Origin of the sequence: Vibrio sp. FE10, from assembly GCF_030297155.1 — a bacterium.
GTDB classification, from domain to species: domain Bacteria; phylum Pseudomonadota; class Gammaproteobacteria; order Enterobacterales; family Vibrionaceae; genus Vibrio; species Vibrio apostichopi.
In genome coordinates this window covers 403,239-425,363 of the sequence record NZ_AP028067.1, presented here as the reverse complement: position 1 = coordinate 425,363, position 22,125 = coordinate 403,239, and the positions used below count along the sequence as shown (strand labels likewise).

General features: G+C 44.4%; 17 protein-coding genes. 9 read left to right on the top strand and 8 right to left on the bottom strand.

Annotated features, from left to right (window positions below; translation table 11 throughout):
- Positions 1–137 precede the first annotated feature (137 nt).
- The 6 genes from leuO to QUF19_RS01955 form a co-directional block, all read right to left on the bottom strand.
- Positions 138–1,097 (bottom strand): transcriptional regulator LeuO, encoded by a 960-nt coding sequence (gene leuO / locus QUF19_RS01980; RefSeq protein WP_004735878.1) that lies wholly within the window; start codon positions 1,095–1,097, stop codon positions 138–140.
- Positions 1,098–1,443: 346 nt separating this feature from the next.
- A complete protein-coding gene (locus QUF19_RS01975) occupies positions 1,444–2,499 on the bottom strand; it encodes an MJ1255/VC2487 family glycosyltransferase (protein WP_286295541.1) in 1,056 nt (351 codons plus the stop codon).
- Positions 2,500–2,593: 94 nt separating this feature from the next.
- Positions 2,594–3,118: a phosphatase PAP2 family protein gene (locus tag QUF19_RS01970; protein WP_286295540.1), complete on the bottom strand. Its 525-nt coding sequence runs from the start codon at positions 3,116–3,118 to the stop codon at positions 2,594–2,596.
- A gap of 205 nt (positions 3,119–3,323) precedes the next feature.
- The gene (locus QUF19_RS01965; RefSeq protein ID WP_286295539.1) at positions 3,324–6,431 is read right to left on the bottom strand and encodes an efflux RND transporter permease subunit; all 3,108 of its coding nucleotides are present in this window, start codon (positions 6,429–6,431) and stop codon (positions 3,324–3,326) included.
- Positions 6,428–7,759 carry an efflux RND transporter periplasmic adaptor subunit gene (locus QUF19_RS01960; protein WP_286295538.1) on the bottom strand — a complete coding sequence of 444 codons (1,332 nt, stop codon included), beginning with the start codon at positions 7,757–7,759 and terminating at the stop codon, positions 6,428–6,430. Before QUF19_RS01960 ends, QUF19_RS01965 begins: the two co-directional genes overlap by 4 nt.
- Positions 7,759–8,418 carry a TetR/AcrR family transcriptional regulator gene (locus QUF19_RS01955; protein WP_286295537.1) on the bottom strand — a complete coding sequence of 220 codons (660 nt, stop codon included), beginning with the start codon at positions 8,416–8,418 and terminating at the stop codon, positions 7,759–7,761. The genes QUF19_RS01960 and QUF19_RS01955 overlap by 1 nt, the downstream gene beginning before the upstream one ends.
- Positions 8,419–8,986: 568 nt before the next feature.
- On the opposite strand from QUF19_RS01955, the gene leuA reads away from it, so the two are divergent.
- From leuA to QUF19_RS01930, 5 genes are all read left to right on the top strand, one after another.
- Complete coding sequence (leuA, locus tag QUF19_RS01950; RefSeq protein WP_009847816.1) at positions 8,987–10,534, top strand: 2-isopropylmalate synthase; 1,548 nt, start codon at positions 8,987–8,989, stop codon at positions 10,532–10,534.
- A 97-nt stretch (positions 10,535–10,631) separates the two neighbouring features.
- Entirely contained in the window at positions 10,632–11,723 is a 1,092-nt protein-coding gene (leuB, locus tag QUF19_RS01945) for a 3-isopropylmalate dehydrogenase (RefSeq protein ID WP_017109323.1), read from the top strand.
- A gap of 117 nt (positions 11,724–11,840) precedes the next feature.
- Positions 11,841–13,253, top strand: coding sequence for a 3-isopropylmalate dehydratase large subunit (leuC, locus tag QUF19_RS01940; protein ID WP_286295536.1), 1,413 nt, complete (start codon positions 11,841–11,843; stop codon positions 13,251–13,253).
- Between the two features lie 14 nt (positions 13,254–13,267).
- Positions 13,268–13,870 carry a 3-isopropylmalate dehydratase small subunit gene (gene leuD, locus QUF19_RS01935; protein WP_286295535.1) on the top strand — a complete coding sequence of 201 codons (603 nt, stop codon included), beginning with the start codon at positions 13,268–13,270 and terminating at the stop codon, positions 13,868–13,870.
- Positions 13,871–14,079: 209 nt separating this feature from the next.
- The gene (locus tag QUF19_RS01930) at positions 14,080–14,862 is read left to right on the top strand and encodes a DUF547 domain-containing protein (protein ID WP_286295534.1); all 783 of its coding nucleotides are present in this window, start codon (positions 14,080–14,082) and stop codon (positions 14,860–14,862) included.
- 101 nt (positions 14,863–14,963) lie between these two features.
- Here the strand turns inward: QUF19_RS01930 and QUF19_RS01925 are convergent, their stop codons facing one another.
- Together QUF19_RS01925 and djlA are read right to left on the bottom strand one after the other, a co-directional pair.
- Positions 14,964–15,509 (bottom strand): DUF924 family protein, encoded by a 546-nt coding sequence (locus QUF19_RS01925; RefSeq protein ID WP_286295533.1) that lies wholly within the window; start codon positions 15,507–15,509, stop codon positions 14,964–14,966.
- 61 nt (positions 15,510–15,570) lie between these two features.
- Positions 15,571–16,425 carry a co-chaperone DjlA gene (gene djlA, locus QUF19_RS01920; RefSeq protein ID WP_286295532.1) on the bottom strand — a complete coding sequence of 285 codons (855 nt, stop codon included), beginning with the start codon at positions 16,423–16,425 and terminating at the stop codon, positions 15,571–15,573.
- Positions 16,426–16,574: 149 nt separating this feature from the next.
- On the opposite strand from djlA, the gene lptD reads away from it, so the two are divergent.
- The 4 genes from lptD to rsmA are packed head-to-tail and all read left to right on the top strand — an operon-like array spanning position 16,575 to position 22,047.
- On the top strand, positions 16,575–18,917 hold the full coding sequence (lptD, locus tag QUF19_RS01915) for an LPS assembly protein LptD (protein WP_286295531.1): 2,343 nt from the start codon (positions 16,575–16,577) through the stop codon (positions 18,915–18,917).
- A gap of 43 nt (positions 18,918–18,960) precedes the next feature.
- Entirely contained in the window at positions 18,961–20,256 is a 1,296-nt protein-coding gene (gene surA, locus QUF19_RS01910; protein ID WP_286295530.1) for a peptidylprolyl isomerase SurA, read from the top strand.
- Complete coding sequence (pdxA, locus tag QUF19_RS01905) at positions 20,246–21,235, top strand: 4-hydroxythreonine-4-phosphate dehydrogenase PdxA (protein ID WP_286295529.1); 990 nt, start codon at positions 20,246–20,248, stop codon at positions 21,233–21,235. Before surA ends, pdxA begins: the two co-directional genes overlap by 11 nt.
- The gene (gene rsmA / locus QUF19_RS01900) at positions 21,232–22,047 is read left to right on the top strand and encodes a 16S rRNA (adenine(1518)-N(6)/adenine(1519)-N(6))-dimethyltransferase RsmA (protein ID WP_009847826.1); all 816 of its coding nucleotides are present in this window, start codon (positions 21,232–21,234) and stop codon (positions 22,045–22,047) included. Before pdxA ends, rsmA begins: the two co-directional genes overlap by 4 nt.
- Positions 22,048–22,125 lie beyond the last annotated feature (78 nt).

Genomic DNA, 22,125 nt, shown 5'->3' with positions numbered 1-22,125 from the left:
AAAGGCAACTGATGAAGCTCAAAGTTATAAGTAATAGTACGTCTCACGCTAAGTTTTCTATCAACAAAAATAGCAGGTACAAAAAAGCCCTAAGCCAGAGTCCCAGCTTAGGGCTTACAAATCATAGGGATTAGTGCTTAGTTAAGCGCCACGACTTCGCCACAGATCATCATTAACTGATCTCGTAACCAAATGTGTCCTTTATCCTTTTCACTTGATTCATGCCAGCTTAAGAAGCCAGAAATTGCCGCATTATCGAATGGGAAATCTAGAATCTGAAGCTGATCTTTGTTCGCTGCATGCTCAACCATCCAACGAGGTGCAATCGTCACAAGCTCAGATTGACCAACAACGTAAAGTACGTTGCTTAAGCTCGTACCTTCGTAGAAAGGCGTGCAATCTAGGTCACGGTACGCTTGCTCAGAGAAGCTACGTTGACCATGGATGCGAGACAGTTTTGCGTGCTTTTCGTTAAGCAGCTCAGCAGCTGAAACTTCACCATTGATGCGTGGGTGAGAAGCAGAAGCAACCACAACCAACTCATCTTGGAAGATTTCAGTGCTTGAGAAGCCTTGCTCATCAAAGCGAGCGTAATCAATCACGAAGTCGATTTCTTGGTAGCGCATACGCTCAGAAAGTTGACGATCGAATTCAGCATCCATATGCAGTTTAACGCTAGGTGCTTGGTCGTTGATTGTCGACATGATCTTAGGAGCAAAACGCATGTCACATGGGCTGCAAATCGCAAGTTTAAACAGGCGAGAAGAAGACTCAGGAGAGAACACAGAACTTGGTAGTTCGTTGCGTACTAATTGTAGAGCTTGGCGGATTGGACCAAACAGTTGACGAGCACGTTGAGTCGGCTGAATACCACGACCTTGACGCATGAATAGTTCGTCGTTAAACATCACTTTTAAGCGAGCAACTGCGTTACTTACCGCTGGCTGAGACATACCCAGATTGTGAGCTGCACGCGTAATGTTTTGCTCTTGCATTACTGCATCAAATACAGTCAAAAGGTTTAAGTCTACTCCACGAAGTGTGCTTTCCATTCTGTAGCTTGCAATTGCACTCATTGCGTCTTTTTTCTCTAACATTCAAGTTGCCTCTTGTCGGTTCGACAGCGTTAAATTGGTAATGGTATGGGAATAGATAACCACTAATTCTTATATTTATCAGACCGATGTTTTTCGGATTACCACTACTATTAACCAATACTTCGCACGCTACCAACAAGATTGATAAAGAATAATTTTATTTTACCTTAATGATTAAATAACATCTAAAAATCAGTTATTTATGGAGTTATAAAAAAACATAAAATGCTGCGCTTATGAGTTTCATTTCGACTTATTTAGCTGTTCTATCGTTTGGTTACATTTGTTACAATTTATTGAACCCGTGAATTGTTTGGCTAGTTGATTCAGAAATAACACTTATGAGTTAGGTGAGCGATGCATAACTTGGGAAATCGACCTTGTCCCAAAGCTGCTTTCTTAGGTCCTCTTGATTCGACCAATTCCCTGCTAATACCCACTCTGCAATCGCACTGGCGACGTCAGGATAAGTGACCACCTCAGCCTGTTTTTCATTGAGCCACTCACGCAACGTCGCCGCATCCAAAAAGCTCATAGTTTGCGCCAGCCCTAATGCCTCTAGTGTGGCTACATTACTTTGTTGTTCAAACTGTCCTTCAAGCGGTTTAAGGAGTAACTTCTTACCTAGAGTTAAGGCTTCAGATGGCAATTCAAAACCACCATTAGCTACCACTCCTGAGCACTGGTTGAGGTCGAATTGGAAGCCAGCATGACTGAGTGGTTTGAACTCAATATTTTCCACTCGGCTTTGCTCAATCACATTCGGGTGATAGCAGACAAAATTGTGAGAAATGAACTTCATCAGAAGCTCTGAAATCGCCTCTAGATCTTCAAACGGTAAATAGACCAAAGTGAAATCTTGCGGTGCTTTGGTTTTCTGCTCACCCGTGAGCGTGTGAACAATTGGTGGCAATATTGGCTGTTCAAAGTGGTACCAATGCAAACCAATAGCATGCTCTGTTGGCGCAAAATGCTGAATAACAGAATGTTCAATCCAGTTGCCCCCTTCTTTAGGCACATCATAACGGAACGCATTTTGGTGGCTTATCCCAATACACGGGACACCTTGTCTTTTCGCAGCCCAAGCGGTTACCGGTTCGAAGTCATTCAATACCAAATCATAAGGTGTAAGATCGATCTGCTTCATTTCCTTAAGGAATCGCCACATACTATTTTTGATGAAGGTCTTGGAGTATTTAACCTTCCCTTGCTCACTGTAAAAGGTGAGTCCATGGCGGGTTTGATAATTGCCAAATTCTTCCATAGAAAAGTATTTGTTCTCATCCCGTCCAGAAAACAGAAAGTCGACATCAATATTCTGTTGGCGAAACGCGACAGCCATTGCTCTTGCACGAGCGATGTGACCGTTCCCAGTGCCTTGTACGCCATATAAAATTTTCATTCAGGTTCCTTGAAGATTAACAATTCGAGATCTGTTGTCTTTGCCTGTGTCTTTTTAATCTGAACAACAGAACAAACAGCCATACGACTAAGCGCTATAAAATGAAGTAAATGGCTAGGCTTGTGCACGCTATACCTAGCGCTGCACCAATTAAGACATCCGTTAAAAAGTGCACACCGAGTAAAATTCGAGAGCCAGCAATCGCTGCCGCCCAAATCAGGCTAAAGAGATAGAGACTTGGATAGAAATGTCCGATTAAAGTCGCCATAACAAATGCAGCAGCGGAATGTCCAGAAGGCAGGCTGTATTTATCTGATGGCACAATGTGAGAGTGAAGCAGTGAAGAGAATTCAGCAGGTCTACGACGCTTGAGGGTGTTCTTAGCTAACCAATAAATCGGCAGCTCTATCGCAAAAGCGGCGAGACCAACCATTAAGAATTCACGACCTGTATAGCCATCAGCTAACAGCGCAATCAGAGCGATCAACACATATAGGTGACCATCCCCGGTATGAGACACCGCTTTACTCAGTGTTGCATGTTGCCCGCTATAACGGTTCTTCAAACAGAAAACAGAAAATGCCACATCCCAGCGGACAATAGGTTCGATAGTACGCATACGATCTCCTTAACAATCCTTATTCAGTTAAGGCTCAAGGTATGCCCCTGAAATGACAGTTAAGTGACGTTTTGAATGAACTAAAATGAATTTTGAAGTGAATGACGAACCGAAGTCGTGGTCGTGAGCACGCAGATACAAATAAAGCGACTCAAGGCCGCTTTATTGTTCTTAGGATAGGTAGTAACCGATATCTATTTCGTTTCTAGTCCGTTAACGGCTCGTGCTTTTTCACCAAGCCAAAGTCAGCCAAGATGGCGTAAGCGGCTGGGATCATGAACAGCACCAACAAGGTCGAAGCAAAAATACCAAATACGATCGAGATAACCAGCGGCTGAATAACCTGAGCCTGTAAGCTGGTTTCCGTTAATAGCGGTAGTAAACCTGCGGCGGTGGTCATTGATGTCAAAAATACCGCACGGAAACGCTCGCGACTGGCTTTCACAACAGAGTCATGCACACTATCGCCCTCATCGACGTGATGGCGAATATATTGCACCAACAAGATGGAATCATTGACCACGATCCCGGCAAGCGACACAAAGCCCATCATGCTCGGCATACTTAACGCGTGCCCTAACAACCAGTGACCAACAACCACCCCAATGAAGGCCAGTGGAATCGCTAACATGACGACCACAGGTTCCAAGTAGCTTCGGAACTGATAGCTCAGAATCGCAAACACACCGAATAGACCCAGCAAGAACCCTTTGCCCATCGAAGCTCCTGTCTTAGCAGCGTCTTTGGCTTCACCTTCAAAATCAAAGCGTAAGCCTGGGTACTTTTGAATGAGCTTGGCCGCTTCATCCTTTTGGAACTGAGCCAAAATAGCTGAAGAGCTCGCCTTCTTATTATCAATATCACCAAAGATACTGATGGTTCTCAAGCCATCGATGCGCTGGATTCGTACGTAGTTACGTTGGAAATCTAGCGTTGCCAATGTCGCTAGCGGAATCTGGCTGCCATCTGCAGTGATGATTGGGAAGTTAGCTAGCTGCTGTAAATCCCCCGCTTGTTCTTTATCAAGACGAACCTCAATCGAGATGTTCTCGACCCCAATTTGGATTTCATCCGCAGTCTGACCAAAGAAGGCCGCACGCAATTGGGAAGCAATCATCTGCCCATTCACATTGTAGGTTTCGGCTCCAGGGCGAAGTTTAACTAAGATCTCTTCCTTACCCATTCTCATATCATCAAGAACACCGTGCACACCATCAAACTGGTTGAGGTACTCCTGAATATCTAAAGAAGCCGATTTCAATGCGGCAAGATCATCATGTTTGGCACGGATCTCGATGGCACGACCACCCGGCCCCATCGTGGGTTGTTTAAAGACTAACGAGATAGGATCAGCCAAATCGCCGATGTCTTCCCGCCATGCGTCAATAAAGTCATCAATGACGGTGTTGCGACTCTCAGCACCACGCAAGTCTAGGCGCACAGTAGCTAAGTGTGGGCCTGATTCATTGGCATCCGCGTTAGCATTGAATTGGCTGGTGATATGCTCAACCAATTTATTACCGTCCTCAACCTCTTCACTCCACTGCGCATTCAAGCGTTCAGCAGAAGCGACGATTTTATCGACCACTCTCTCGGTTTGAGATAATGATGCACCCGGTGGAAGAATAATACGCGCTTCGGCAATATCGCCATCCAATTCAGGAAAGGGCTGGAATTTGACAACACCACCAGCAATCAAGGAGATGGATAACAACAGTAGCGTTATCACACCGCCCATAAAGGCATAGCGGAACATCACGACCTTCTCGACCATGTTCATCAAGGTTGTATTGCGGAAGTTCTCAAACTTCTCTAACAACACGACCTTGAAGCGCAGCGCTGGCTTGTCATTTTTTTCTTTGTGTAATGAATGAGATAAGTGATTTGGTAGAATAAGAAACGCTTCGATTAAACTTAGCGACAACACCAAGATAAGTACCTGTGGCACTGCTTTAAGCACCGCGCCCATTTCCCCATCAAGGAAGAGTAAGCTACCGAAAATACACACTGTGGTTAAGAAAGAAGATAAGACCCCGGGGAGCACTTTCTTAACACCGTTGTACACCGCATCATCAACGTTTTGCCCCCTATCTAAATGGGAGGCTATCGATTCGGCGATCACTATGGCGTCATCCATCATAATACCGATCGCCATCAACAAGCCGACTAGAGACATGATGTTGATCGACAAACCTAGGTTGGCCATTAAGAACAAACCACCAAGGAAGGCTACTGGCAGGCCTGCCGCCACCCAAAACGAATAGCGTAAACTGAAGAACAGCCACATGGTGGCAAACACCAACACAATACCCTGCCAACCGTTGCGCACCATCATGGTTAGACGATCCCAAAGTACCGACGAGAGATCATTGGTCATTTGTAATGTCACACCATCAGGGGCAATCGCGCTCTGGTCTTCCACGAATCGGGTGACATTCTCTTTGATTCGTAACGCATCATCTTCTTTATTCTTACTGATCTTTAGTAGCGCTGACGGCTTACCATCAAACAGAACCTTCTGTTCATCCAGTTCAAAGCGGTCGGTGATCTTGGCAATATCCCTCAAACGGATCACCGAACCATTCGGCGCAGATCCAACCACGATACTCTCTAATTCAACCGGCGTGATGCGTCGTTCATCAAAACGAATCAGGAAGTTTTTGTCTGGTGTTTCAACGTTACCACTTGGTAGCTTTACATTCTGACGACCTATTTGGTCTGCAATATCACCGACACTCAAACCTAACTGACGAATGGCTTGGGTATCCAGTTCGACACGATATTGGTGATCCGAGAATCCACTGACTTCGACCAAAGAGACATCATAATCGAGCTTCATGGTCCGTTTGAGATCTTCGGCGTAAGCCTTGAGTTCAGGCCATGAGGTTTCGGCGGTAATCGCGATATCCACTACAGGTTCATTCCAATCCAACTCTTGAACAACCGGAGATTCAATCTCGCTCGGGAAATCATTGATCGAGTTGATCTGAGTTTGCACGTCCACCAGCATTCGACCGATGTCTGCTTTCTCATTAAGCTTCAGAATAAGACGAGCACTGCCTTCTATCGCCTCACACTGAGTTTCTTTAATGTTAGCTAGGCCATCGACGGCATCTTCCATTCGCACACACAAGCTTTCTTCCACTTCTTGTGGTGATGCGCCGGGATAAACGATCGCCGCCATAATGTAAGGTGGATCATAGGCAGGAAAGGTTTCACGCTTGATGGTTGATAATGAGGCCAAACCCATGATCAACAAACCAAGCATCAATAAGTTTGCAGCCGTCGGGTGTCGGGAGAAGAACCGAATCATGACGCATTCTCCTGCACATCCGCTGCTAATTCAGTAGGCTTCGACTCTTTAAGCAGCATGCCTTCAATCGCAGGTAAAACGTCATTGAGAATTAACTTATCACCCGCGTGCAGTTTCCCCTCCACCACCACTTGGTTATCTCGGCGATAAAGCACTTCAACATTCACCACTTGTAAGCGCTGGCTGTCATCCATCAGGTAAACCTTATCACCGTGCAGAGCTCGCTCTGGGACAACCCAGCTAAGGTGGGCCAAGCCTTCAATCTCCGCTTTGACGAACATGCCATTCACCAAAGGGGTTGCGCTGCTTGGCTGCAGAGCTGAATAGTCTTGACCAATTTCAAGAATGATCCCTGCTGTCGCTTGGTTCTCATCAACGGTTTCGCTGATTCTTGCCACCTTGGCAGGCCAACTGAGGTTAAGGCTGCCACTGTTTAGCTGAATACTTGCTTTGATCGGCGCTTCATAAGGGGTCGGTATGCCTGCGGCATCGCGAGGGAATTGAGTAAAGCTTGAGGCTAAAGTTTGCATATCGTGAATAGAGAGTTGCGCCTCAACTTCCATAACATTAATCCCATGGGCAACAAACATCTCTTGCTGAAGATTAACCACTTGGTTTTGTTCGATATCGACCTGCGCAATTCTCATCGCTCTAGGCAGGGTGATGGTTGTTTTATCTAAAGAGCGTTGCGCCTCTTTGACCTTAGAGACATTCACCTTAATCACGGCTTGCGCGACGCGCTTTTCATCTGGCATCAACGCAATTTGGTTATCGATATCCAATACAAGCTTCTGTTGAGACAACGCACTTTGCTTCTGGAAATCAACATCAGATTGAGACGTAAGCCCTTTCTTGCGCAGATCTTGTTTACGTTGTAGCTCTTTATTGCTGATCACTAAGCGGTTTTTTTCGATCTTTAGGGTCTGCTTAAGGTTATCTTCTTCTTGGTTCAACTTAGCTAATGAGGTCTGGCTTGATTTAAGATCCGCTTCGGCTTGTACCAGCTTTAACTCGTAATCCAAGGGATCGATCTTAAGTACCTCAGTACCCGCAGGAATAACCTGCCCCTTTTCTAGGTCTGGATGTCGATAAACAATCTGCCCAGTCACCTCAGCAATGGCTTTCCATTCAACCTTAGGCACCACCTTGCCAAAGCCCACCGCCAGCGGCGCGATCATTTGTTGTTCTAAACTGACGGTTTCGACTAAACGAGCTCGATCGCCCGCGGGTTTAGTCGGCAGATCAGGTTTTAGATTAATCGCAGCCACAAGACTGATAACACCAACCGCTAGAGCCGGAAAGAATAGGAGCTTTTTACTTATTTTCATTATTTAGGTTCCTGCTCAGATGAAGGGCTAGATACATTGATAAAGCCTTCGGTCATCAATTGAATGTTGTGTTCGATTAGGCGGTTAAGAAAGGCTTCATTAAGCTCAATACCGTGGATCGCTAACAAAGGTGGCGGTGCAATAAAAGGGAATACCATCAAGCTTATATACGAAACGCGACACAGTTTTGGATCCATGTTTTGTTTCAAGATGCCCTGCGCAACTAACTTTTCAAAGATGACATCTTGCGCTGGCTTAGCCACATCAAGAAAGACCTTCTCTAGCAACTCTCTTTGAACTTCTGAGGGGGGCATATTCATCACTTGAGCAATCAAGCGAGGAAACTTCGGCACCTTAACCATCTCTTTGTAGTAAGTCCGCATTAGGTCGAGAAAGTTCTCATGACTGCTCTCTTCAACCAACTTCTGCATTTGCAATTGCATAGGACGCAGCGTTTCGCGAAGCATGGCTTCAAACAAGCCCGCTTTATTCCCAAAGTAATAACGGATCATCGCGATGTTCACGCCCGCTCGATCGGCAATTAAGCGCGTCGACACCTTATCGTATGGTTGGACAACAAACAGATCACGAGCATGCTCTATTAGTAGTTGTCGCACATCCAGATTCTGTTGAGGCCGCCCGGCTTTGCGTGCTGTCATCACTTTGACCTACTCTATAATTAATCATCTGATTAATTATAGAGATAAATAGATGCAAATGTAGAAGATTAATTACTCACTATTTAATCAAATGATTAATTAAATCGAACCATACTTTTAATTCTGTTGGTGAATCGTTCCATTAAAAAGATTTACTACAAAGTTTTAACCTACACATCAGCCAAACGATAAACTAACCCGCCAATACAAAACCACCAATCAGTCGATTTCGCCAACACTAAGATAAAAAACAGCACAAACCAAACCAAAACACTGCCAATGTACGCTGATATTGGATTTTCTTGTTTGACGCTCAGAATAAATTACGGTAAATATGGTGTTAACAGTTTATTTACGGATATTTGTGTAATGATTTTTTCTTCTTCTCGACTGCTGAAACTTCTCCTTATCGTGAACCAATCGCGCGGGTAAGTTGTGGGTCAAGAACTACACAAATATTAAAACCCGCGCTGAGCGGGTTTTTTTGTAACTGGCACTTTTAAAAGAACATCATTCTTAATAATAATTTGGATAGCAATCGATTCATTATCGATATAAGGAAGCACCCATGAACGATCAAGTAATAATTTTTGATACTACCTTACGTGACGGCGAGCAAGCATTGGCTGCAAGCCTTACGGTAAAAGAGAAGTTACAGATCGCTTATGCTCTTGAGAGACTGGGTGTAGATGTTATCGAAGCTGGCTTCCCTATCTCTTCTCCAGGTGATTTTGAGTCAGTACAAACCATCGCTAAGCACATCAAAGATAGCCGCATTTGTGCACTTTCTCGTGCCGTAGCGAAAGATATCGATGCCGCAGCAGAAGCGCTTAAAGTTGCTGACCAGTTCCGAATTCATACCTTCATTTCTACATCAACGGTTCACGTGCAAGATAAATTGCGCCGTAGCTACGATGATGTAGTAGAGATGGCAGTAAAAGCCGTCAAACACGCTCGTAACTACACCGATGATGTTGAGTTCTCTTGTGAAGATGCCGGTCGTACCCCTATCGACAACCTATGTCGTATGGTTGAAGCTGCGATTAACGCAGGCGCTAAAACCATCAACATTCCGGACACGGTGGGCTATACAGTACCGAATGAGTTTGGTGGCATCATCAAAACGCTATTCGATCGCGTACCCAACATCGATCAAGCCATCATCTCTGTTCACTGTCACGATGACTTAGGTATGTCAGTTGCAAACTCAATTGCTGCTGTGCAAGCGGGCGCTCGTCAAATTGAAGGCACAATCAATGGTATTGGCGAACGTGCGGGTAACTGTTCTTTAGAAGAAATCGCAATGATCATCAAAACTCGCCAAGAGCTTTTGGGTGTTCATACTGGCTTGGATCATAAAGAGATTCACCGTACCAGTAAGTTGGTTAGCCAGCTTTGCCACATGCCAATTCAAGACAACAAAGCAATCGTCGGTGCTAACGCATTCAGCCACTCTTCAGGTATTCACCAAGATGGCATGCTTAAGAACAAGAACACTTACGAGATCATGACGCCTGAGTCTATTGGCTTGAAAAACAAAGCCTTGAACCTAACAAGCCGTAGTGGCCGAGCGGCTGTTAAGAGCCACATGGACGCTATGGGTTATAAAGACAATGAATACAACCTAGATTCATTGTACGAAGACTTCTTGAAGCTTGCTGACCGTAAAGGACAAGTGTTCGATTACGACCTAGAAGCATTGATGCACTTCGCGAATCTACGTGATGAAGATGACTTCTATAAACTTAACTACCTAAGCGTACAATCTGGTAGTGTTATGTCTACCACCAGCATCAAACTGCAATGTGGTGATGAAGAGAAATGCGAAGCTGCTGTCGGCAATGGCCCGGTTGATGCTTTATACCAATGTATCTACCGCTTAACAGGCTACGAAATCGCGTTGGACAAGTTCGACCTGACTGCAAAAGGTGAAGGCGAGGATGGCTTAGGCCAAGCGGACATCATTGCTAACTATAAAGGCCGTAAGTACCACGGTACGGGCGTTTCAACCGATATCGTTGAAGCATCTGGTCAAGCGTTGCTACACGTTATCAATAGCATTCAACGCGCAGATACCATTGCTGAAATGAAGCAGCAAAAATTCGCGACAGTTTAATACTCCAATAACAGAGCCCTAGAGCCGATGTTGTTGGCTTTAGGGACAAAATTTAAAACGAGCCAAACAGCTCAGTAACAAGAATTAAAGGATTAACATGACAGATAAATCATACAAAATTGCCGTACTACCTGGTGATGGCATTGGCCCAGAAGTAATGCAACAAGCACACAAAGTGCTAGACGCGATTGAAAAGAAGCACGCGATTAGCTTTTCTCGCGAGGAGTATGATGTTGGCGGTATCGCGATTGATAACCACGGCTGTCCACTTCCAGAAGCAACCGTTGCAGGCTGTGAAGAATCTGACGCGGTACTTTTTGGTTCTGTCGGCGGTCCTAAATGGGAACACCTTCCACCAAACGACCAACCAGAACGTGGTGCCCTACTTCCGCTACGTAAACATTTCCAACTGTTCTGTAATCTACGTCCTGCACAAATCCACAAGGGTTTAGAGTCTTTTTCTCCTTTACGTGCTGACATTTCAGGTAATGGTTTCGACATCGTTGTTGTTCGTGAGCTAACGGGCGGTATCTACTTCGGTCAACCAAAAGGCCGTGAAGGCGAAGGCGCAACTGAAAAAGCGTTTGATACTGAGGTTTACCACCGTTACGAAATCGAACGTATTGCAAAGATTGCGTTTGAATCTGCTCGTCTACGTAACAAAAACGTGTACTCAATCGATAAAGCGAACGTTCTACAGAGCTCTATCCTATGGCGTGAAGTGGTTGAGGAAGTCGCGAAAGACTACCCAGATGTGAAACTGAGCCACATGTACATCGATAACGCGACCATGCAGCTAATCAAAGATCCATCTCAGTTTGACGTGATGCTTTGTTCAAACATCTTCGGTGACATCATCTCTGATGAGTGTGCAATGATCACTGGCTCTATGGGCATGCTTCCTTCTGCAAGCTTGAACGAAAGCAACTTCGGCCTATACGAACCAGCGGGCGGCAGTGCGCCAGACATCGCAGGTAAGAACATCGCGAATCCAGTAGCGCAAATTCTTTCTGCAGCGCTAATGCTTCGTTACAGCCTAGGCGAAGAAGCCGCAGCGCAAGACATCGAAACGGCGGTATCTAAAGCACTTTCTGCGGGCGAGCTAACAGCAGACCTTGCAGGCAAAAACCAAGCGCTGACTACCTCAGAAATGGGTGACAAGATCGCTGAGTACATCTTAGCTTCATAAGCTAGATGCTTAGATTAGAAGCAAGTACATAAGAATAATATCAAGCCAAGTCAGCTTAAATAGCATGACTTGGCTAGAAACAAACACTGGGACTGATGCTCCCAAGGAAGAAAAGCTATGTCGACAAACCAGCAAGCAAAAACCTTATACGAAAAAGTTTATGACGCTCACGTTGCGGTTGCAGCGAAGGGCGAAACGCCAATTCTTTATATCGATCGCCACTTAGTCCACGAAGTAACGTCACCACAAGCCTTTGATGGCCTGCGTGAAAAAGGTCGTAAAGTTCGCCAAGTAGGCAAAACTTTTGCAACCATGGATCACAACGTATCGACACAAACCAAAGACATCAACGCTTCTGGTGAGATGGCTCGTATCCAAATGGAAACGCTATCGAAGAACTGTGAAGAGTTTGGTGTCACGCTTTACGACCTAAACCACAAATACCAAGGTATTGTGCACGTAATGGGCCCTGAGCTAGGTATTACTCTGCCGGGCATGACCATCGTATGTGGTGACTCACACACAGCAACACACGGTGCATTTGGTTCATTAGCATTCGGTATCGGTACTTCTGAAGTTGAGCACGTTCTAGCAACTCAAACGCTAAAACAAGCTCGTGCTAAAACCATGAAGATCGAAGTAAAAGGCAAAGTCGCTGAAGGCATTACCGCTAAAGATATCGTACTAGCTATCATCGGTAAGACAACAGCCGCTGGCGGTACAGGCTATGTGGTTGAATTCTGTGGTGAAGCAATTACTGACCTTACAATGGAAGGTCGTATGACGGTATGTAACATGGCGATCGAGCTTGGCGCTAAAGCGGGTCTAATTGCTCCAGATGCAACCACTTACGAATACATTAAAGGTCGCAAGTTCTCTCCTGAGGGCGAAGACTTACAAGCCGCTATTGAATACTGGAACACATTGAAAACCGATGCTGATGCAGAGTTCGATGCTGTTGTGACGCTAGAAGCTGCAGACATCAAACCACAAGTCACTTGGGGAACCAACCCAGGTCAGGTTATTTCGGTAGACACACCAATCCCTGCACCAGAAAGCTTTACAGACCCTGTTGAAAAGGCATCTGCAGAAAAAGCGCTGGCTTACATGGGTCTTGAAGCGGGTAAATCTCTATCGGATTACAACGTCGATAAAGTCTTTGTGGGTTCTTGTACTAACTCGCGTATCGAAGACATGCGTGCAGCTGCAGCAGTAGCAAAAGGCCGCCAAGTAGCGAAACATGTTCAAGCATTGATCGTTCCGGGTTCTGAGCAAGTAAAAGCGCAAGCTGAAGCTGAAGGCCTGGATAAGATCTTCATCGAAGCAGGCTTTGAATGGCGCCTACCGGGTTGCTCTATGTGTCTTGCAATGAACAACGACCGTCTAGGTCCACAAGAGCGCTGTGCTTCTACATCAAACCGTAACTTTGAAGGTCGCCAAGGCCGTGATGGTCGTACGCACCTAGTTAGCCCAGCAATGGCAGCCGCAGCAGCAATCGCTGGTCACTTTGTCGATATTCGTGAACTTTAATTAGAGGATTTAACATGTCAGGTTTTCAACAACACACCGGATTAGTCGTTCCTCTAGATACGGCCAACATCGATACTGATGCGATCATTCCAAAGCAGTTTCTACAGAAAGTGAACCGTATCGGTTTTGGTAAGCACTTGTTCCACGACTGGCGCTTCCTAGATGACGCAGGCCAACAGCCAAACCCTGAGTTTGTAATGAACGCACCCCGCTATAAAGGCGCTTCAATTCTACTGGCTCGTGAAAACTTTGGTTGTGGTTCATCTCGTGAACACGCACCTTGGGCGCTTGCCGATTACGGTATTCAAGTGATGATCGCTCCAAGCTTTGCAGATATTTTCTACGGTAACTCGATCAACAACCAAATGGTGCCAGTTCGTCTTACAGAACAAGAAGTTGATGAAATTTTTCAATTCGTAGAAGCGAATGAAGGTGCTGAGATCAACGTTGATTTAGAAGCAATGAAAGTCAGTGCGAATGGAAAAGAATACTCGTTTGAAATTGATGAGTTCCGTCGTCACTGCTTGCTGAATGGCCTAGATAACATCGGCCTAACGCTTCAACACGCAGATAAGATTTCAGAATTTGAAGCTAAGATCCCTAGCTTCCTAAAATAAGAAGTCTTGAAATAGAATCACACAGCTTTGTGTTCATATAAAAGGTTGGCTTAGCGCCAACCTTTTTTATTTGGCTGAGCTTTTAACTTAACTTAATGTGCTTATTAAGCTCAGCCCTTTATTTAGATCAGTTCAGCTATTTAACTGAAGAGCTATGAAAGAAAATCGTAAAGAATAAGGTCTTAGTAGTCAGTCATCAGGAGAATGCTATGAAACAACTACTTTTTATCGTCAGCCTACTTTTCTCAACCTTAGCTTGGTCTGCACCTAAATCCGAACTTTGGCCATACTGGAACCAAAGTAATGAATCGAACTCAACACAGGTGTCTCATCAAGATTGGCAGCAATTCCTCGATAGCTATTTAGTCACGCAAGGCCAACACTCCCTAGTGCGTTATCAAGCCGTGAGCACTACAGACAAGACAAAGCTCAAGCAGTACATCCAGAGACTAGAGCAAGTGAATCCACTCGACTATTCAAAAGCCGAACAGTATGCCTACTGGGTTAATCTATATAACGCCGTGACTGTCGATTTGATTCTTGATGCCTACCCAATAAAATCCATCACCAAGCTCGGCGGGCTATTTAGTTTCGGGCCTTGGGGAGATGATGTTGTGACGGTCAATGAGAAGTCGCTGACACTCAATGATATTGAACATCGAATTCTAAGACCGATTTGGCAAGATCCGCGCACACATTATGCTGTGAACTGTGCGAGTTTAGGCTGTCCTAATTTACAATCTCAGGCCTTTACTGCTGACAATTCTGATATGTTATTGGAGCTTGCTGCATCTGAGTACGTAAACAGTGATAAGGGTGTATCAGTTAGCAATAACAAACTACAGCTATCATCGATTTACGAATGGTTTGCTGTGGATTTTGGTACAGAGAAACAGCTCATTCAGCACTTAGACCAGTATCGAACTCAACCTGTCACGAGTACTAACAAAATCAGCTATGACTATGATTGGTCACTTAACCAAGCAAACTAGCTTTAACGTTAAAGCTCATGAATGAAGCTAAACAAAAAAGAGGCTAGAGGTTTTTATTAGCCTCTAGCCTCTTTTTTATCTATTGAACCGAATTTCTACAATTAAAAGCTTGAGCCCGGTTGCTGTAAGAACTCAATTTCTTCGGCAGTAGACTCTCGCCCCAACACCTCATTACGGTGAGGGTAACGACCAAAACGCTCAATAATCACTTTATGCTTGAACTCAAAATCTAGATTGTTTTCTAGACCCGTCTGCGAAAAAAGCAGAACCGCTTGTTCATGCACTAACAAAGATTCACTGTGCATATAAGGCATATACAGAAAGCTTTTTTGTTGCTGATTCAACTGATGGTCAAAACCACCAGCAACCGCTTCCTGAGCTAAAGCGAGTACCATCGGGTCTGCTGAAAATGCAGCCGGGCTGTTTCTGCCTATATTTCTAGAAAACTGGTCCAGAACGATAATCTCAGCTAAACGACCTTCCGCGGTTTGACGCCATTCAAAAAGCTCACCTTGAACAGCGACTTTATGCAGTTCAGAAAATCGAGTCTTAATTAAAACATCGACCTCTTCACCACCGGTAAACCAATCCTTAGGCGTCAGTTCATCGAACCAAAACTCTAAAACATCATGATAAGTTAACGTCATATAATTCCCTTTAAATTTAACTAAACGCTTTTCACATTAAATACAATTCACGATAGCTCTATTACTTAAAGCCTTTGACCTTCTTAATTAGATCGTAAGCATTTTGAATTTCTTGTGATTTCTCTTTGGCGACGTTCATCATCTCTGGCGGTAAACCCTTCGCCATCAATTTATCTGGGTGATGTTCATTCATCAGTTTACGGTAAGCTTTCTTCACTTCTTTACCGTCAGCACTTTCACTCACACCAAGAACTTTAAACGCATCGGCCAATTGGTTTTGTTGCGAAGCCTGTTGCCAACCAGATGACTGCCCGTGACCTTGATGGCCACCAAAACTTCCGCCTTGCTGTTGGAATCGGAATGCCGCTTCTTGCATCTGCAAGCGACGCTCTAGTTGCTCTGAAGAGAATCCAAGCCCTTGCGCTATCTTATGAAGAACCTGACGCTCACTTGGGTGCAGACTTCCATCGGCAAATGCCGCCGATACCTGTAGCTCTAAAAAGAACTGCAGAAGATCAAAGCGGCCGCCCGATGAGATCTTCACACGCTCAAGCACATCGCTTAACGGAAAGTCACTTTCTTTGCCGTCACGAAACGCGTCTTGCGCTGCTTTACGCTGTTCGCCGTGCAGGTTCATACGCTCCATCATTGTAGAAGCGAGCTGAATCTCTTCAGGTGTTACTTGCCCCTTGGCTTTAGCAACATGTCCCATAACCGCAAAAGCCGCTTTAAAGAACTCGTTTTGCCTTTCAGCTTGGCTTGGTCCGCGACCAAAACCAGAACTATTGAACCCCGATTGGTTTAAACGTCGAGCCTTATCAAATTGATGTCCCAAAAATAGGCCAAAAACTAAACCAAGCGGACCTCCAAATAAAAAGCCAAAAAAAGCGCCCAAAATTTTGCCAAATATTTGCATTATGTGTTCTCTATCTATGAATTTTATCTGAGTAACGCTGTCTGATGATGCTGAATGCTAATAATTCCTTTATCATAAGGAAAATGCTTTATTAATTGGATTGATACTAGATCAACCCTTCATCTAGTGACACAGGATAGTTCAACTTCATGCAATCTTTTTCCCGCACCTTGTTAGCCGCGTCTATAAGTACGGCATTATACGTGTCGACAACTCAAGCTGAAACAATCACCGATAGTAGTGTGCAGGAAATGCCCTCTATAGATCAATGCTTGATCGAACCCGCTGCCGAAAACGAGACACAACTGCCCGCTCATGTGGAATCAGATCGCTTAGAGGCTATCAATGGTGACAAGGCAATATATTCAGGTGATGTAAGAGTTACGCAAGGATATAAAACAATCCTTGCTGATAATGTAACGCTTCACCAACAAGAAAACATCGTTGTAGCTGAAGGCAACGTAAACTTTAGTGACGGTCAAATTAAGTCTATATCAGACAAGGCGACCAATAACCTCACTACCGATGAAATGACGCTAGAAAATACCGACTATGAATTTCTTTGCGAACCAGGTCGTGGGAATGCGGTATATATTGCGAAAACAGGCAAGGCGGTTTATGAGATAGAAGATGGCTCGATTACCTCTTGTCCTATTGGTGATAACGCTTGGCGACTAAGAGCATCGAGTATCAGCGTCGACCAAGACGAAGAACAAGCCACTTTTTATAATCCACGTTTTGAAATTCAAAGTGTCCCAGTATTTTACTTACCGTACTTAACCGTACCAGTCGGCGACACACGTAAAACCGGTTTCTTGTATCCAACCGTTTCTTACGGCTCTAGTGATGGTTTTGAAGCTGAAGTTCCTGTTTATTGGAACTTAGCGCCAGACTACGATTTAGAAACCACCTTCAAGTACATGCAAGAACGAGGCACTCAACTAAACAATAAATTCAGATATTTGAGCGATTTCGGTTCAGGTAGTATCGAGTCTGAATATTTACCAGACGATCAAAAATACACAGAGGAAGGCGATCGTTGGGGTTTCCAACTAGAACATTCAGGAATATTTCAACAATCTTGGTTGTTCGAAATTGATTACTCTAAAGTCAGTGATATTGACTACTTTACGGATATGAGCTCAGGAATCGGTAACCGTGAAGATGGACAACTACTTCAAGAAGGTAAAGCAACGTACCGTTCTCAAAACTGGGATGCTTCTGTACTTGTAAGGGATTTCCAAGTCCTCACCGATACAACAAATAATTTGCCTTATCGTTTAATGCCACAGCTTGAGTACAACTACTATGCTCCGGAGGTCATGGATTACCTAGATTTCGACCTCATTAGTCATGTATCGATGTTCGATACCGATGCTTCTGGTAAACCATCTGCGACGCGTGTACACGTTGAACCTGGCATTACAATTCCGGTTGGAAACACCTGGGGTACTTGGACAACAGAAGCTCGATTACTTGGTACTTATTATCAGCAAGATCTTGATGGCGTTGATACAGGTAGTGGCTCAGATTATGAAGGACTAGAAGAATCTACCAGTCGTGTTATTCCTGAATTTAGAAGCCACGCTGGCATCGTTTTGGAGAGAGATACCACGATTATAGGTAACTATACACAAACGTTAGAGCCTCAGGTTCAGTATCTTTATGTGCCCGAAGAAGATCAAAGCGAAATTGGTCTTTACGATACGACGCTTTTGCAGACTGACTACTATGGTTTATTCAGAAGCCGTAAATACAGTGGCGTAGACCGCATAGCTGCGGCAAACCAAGTCAGTTACGGTGCATCATCGCGTTTCTTTGATGATGAATATAAAGAACGACTTAATATATCTTTTGGTCAAATTTTCTATTTTGATAAAGACACAAAACAAACTTTAAGCAACGAAGACTCCAGTGAAAAAACTAATTATTCATCTTGGGCAATTGAAATGGACTTCAACTACGATGATTACCTTTTTTACCATGGCGGAGTGCAATACGATATTGATACCACTGCGATGCAGCTTGCAAACAGTACGTTAGAATACCGTTTTGCTGGTGGCTACATACAAACCAACTATCGCTATGTTACAGAGGAATATATTGAGGATAATGTAGGCGAAAGTATCAATGTTGGTTCAATAACCAGAGATGGTATCTCGCAAGCCGGTTTACTTGGTGCTTACCAGATTTCGCGGAAGTGGAATGCTAGTGCTCAATATTTCTATGATTTAACCACACAAGAGAATCTAGAGTGGTTGGCTCGCTTGAACTATAAATCGGATTGTTGGTATATCGGATTTACGTATAGTAACCAGCTGACAAATAATATTAGTGACCCAAATACTACGCCTGAATATGAAAATAACTTTGGTGTGAATTTCGGTATTATTGGCTTTGGTACTAACCTAGGCTCTGATTCAGGTGCTGTTGGGGATAGTAGTTCAGACAACTCATTGAGCTATGGTCGCCCATTCTTCTTAAACAACTAATTTTCTTTATTGATAAACAATCAGTAAATATAAAGGATTACACATGACATTGTGGAAACACACATTAATAGCTATCGCAGCAGCTTGCACTGTATCAACGAGCTACGCAGCACCAGTTGAGCTCGATAGCGTAAGAGTGATCGTTAACGAAGGCGTTATCTTACAAAGTGACATCGACGCTTCAATGAAGACACTGCGCGCAAACGCTAAGAAGAGTGGTCAAACACTGCCATCACAAGATATCTTGAATGAGCAAGTTCTAGAGAAGCTGATCATTGATACGATTCAAACTCAAGAAGCGGAACGTATCGGTGTTCGTATTGATGATGCTCGACTTGATCAAGCAATCGAAGACATTGCGAAAGACAACAACCAGACAGTCGCTCAGCTGACAGCATCCGTTGCAGAAGAAGGCCTGAGCTACAATGCATTTCGTGAGCAAGTAAGAAAAGAGATTGCAGCAAGTGAAGCTCGCAATGCCTTGGTTCGCCGTCGTATTAACATTCTTCCTGCAGAAGTAGACAACCTAGCGGATATCCTAGCGCAAGAAACCAATGCGACTGTTCAATACAAAATTGGCCACATTCAACTTCGATTCAATGATGACCAAACCAAAGAAGAATTAGAAGCACAAGCGACAGATTTAGTGGAAGAGCTAAACAACGGCAAAGACTTCAGCACCATGGCTTATACTTACTCTAAAGGCCCTAAAGCACTGCAAGGTGGTGATTGGGGTTGGATGCGTAAAGAAGAGATGCCTACGATTTTTGCAGACCAAATCAAAATGCAAAATAAAGGTAGCATCATCGGTCCATTCCGAAGCGGGGTTGGCTTCCATATTTTAAAAATTGAAGACGTAAAAGGTTTGGAAACCGTTGCAGTTACCGAAGTTAATGCACGTCATATTTTGATTAAACCAACGGTTATCTTGAGTGATGACGGTGCCAAAGAGCAGCTTGAAGAAATCACTCGTCGCGTAAACGCGGGTGAAGCGAGCTTTGGTGAACTTGCGCAGCAATACAGCCAAGACCCAGGCTCAGCAGTTCAAGATGGTGAGCTAGGTTACCAAACTCCTGATTTATACGTACCTGAATTCAAGCACCAAGTGGAAACACTACCTGAAGGTAAAATCAGTGCACCATTCAAAACGGTTCATGGCTGGCACATTGTTGAAGTGCTTGATCGCAGAGAAGTAGACCGTACAGACTCAGCTTTAAAGAATAAAGCATACCAAATTCTATTTAACCGTAAGTTCAACGAAGAAGCTGGCGCTTGGCTGCAAGAAGTAAGAGCGAGTGCCTTTGTTGAAATGGTTGAGGATGACCAAGATGACAACTAAACGCCTTGTCATTACGGCAGGTGAACCCGCGGGAATTGGGCCAGATTTAACTCTCGCCTTATCCCAAGAAAGCTGGCCACATCAGCTCGTAGTTTGTGCGGACAAAACCCTACTAGCAGAGCGAGCTGAAATGTTGGGGATCGAGGTTGAGCTGTTGGACTACGACTCAACAGCACCCAAGCAACCTCAACGCTCCGGAACATTGGTTGTGAAACATGTTCCACTCGCTGAAGTCGCTGTTGCGGGTCAACTTAACGAAGCGAACGGCCACTACGTATTAAATACATTAGAAACCGCAGCAATTGGCTGTATGAATGATGAATTTGATGCTATTGTCACCGGCCCTGTTCACAAGGGTGTAATTAACCGAGCTGGCGTTGCTTTTAGTGGCCATACCGAGTTCTTTGCAGAGAAGTCCAATACTCCACTTGTCGTGATGATGTTGGCAACAGAAGGGCTGCGTGTTGCTCTCGTAACAACGCACATCCCGCTAGCTTATGTATCTCAAGCAGTGACCGAAGACAGATTAGAGCAAATCATTGCTATTCTGCATAAAGATTTGGTCGAAAAGTTTGCTATAGAGAAACCAACTATTTACGTGTGTGGATTGAACCCACATGCGGGTGAAGATGGTTGTTTGGGTCGTGAAGAGATAGAAACTATCACCCCTACGCTAGAAAAAATTCGCCACAAAGATGGTATTAATTTAGTTGGCCCATTGCCAGCAGACACCATCTTTAATGAAAAATATTTGCAAGATGCAGATGCTGTTTTAGGTATGTATCACGACCAAGTACTCCCGGTATTGAAATACAAAGGGTTTGGTCGCTCAGTGAACATCACGCTTGGCTTACCGTTTATTCGTACATCAGTCGATCACGGTACCGCCTTAGACTTGGCAGGGAAAGGCCAAGCCGATACAGGGAGCTTTAGAACAGCGCTCACGCACGCCATTGAATTAGTAGAGAAAAAGCAATGAGAAATGATGTCCACTTAGGGCACAAAGCGCGTAAACGTTTTGGTCAAAACTTCCTTAACGATCCATACATTATTGATGGAATCGTATCTAGTATTAACCCACTTCCAGGCCAGAACTTAGTAGAAATCGGTCCTGGTCTTGGTGCGATTACTGAGCCTGTTGGCAAGCTTGTCGATAAGTTCACAGTGATTGAACTGGATAGAGATCTTGCTGAACGTCTGCGTAATCACCCTGATCTTGCTGAAAAGTTAACGATCTATGAAGGTGATGCAATGAAGTTCGATTTCGAACAACTTGTTAAGCCAAACAACAAGCTACGTATCTTCGGTAACTTGCCATACAACATCTCGACACCATTGATGTTCCACCTTTTTGAATTCCATAAAGACGTGCAAGACATGCACTTTATGCTTCAAAAAGAAGTCGTTAACCGATTAGCAGCAGGCCCTGGCACTAAAGCTTACGGTCGTCTAACGGTTATGGCTCAATATTACTGTAAAGTCACTCCTGTATTAGAAGTGCCACCAACAGCATTTGTTCCGCCACCGAAAGTAGACTCAGCAGTCGTTCGCCTTCAGCCTTATGAAGTACTGCCTTACCCTGCAAAAGATCTTAAGTGGTTAGATCGCGTATGTCGCGAAGGCTTTAACCAACGTCGTAAAACAGTACGTAACTGCTATAAGAGTCTAATCGACAAGGAAGTGCTTGAAGAGCTAGGTGTAAACCCTGGCATGCGCCCTGAGAACCTGACTCTCGAACAGTTTGTCGATATGGCGAACTGGTTGCACGACAGTCACAACGCTGACAAATAATCGAAAAAGGCTCCTACACTTCGGTGAGGAGCCTATTTTTTTATGTAATACTTAAAGCATACCAACAACAAAAGGTGC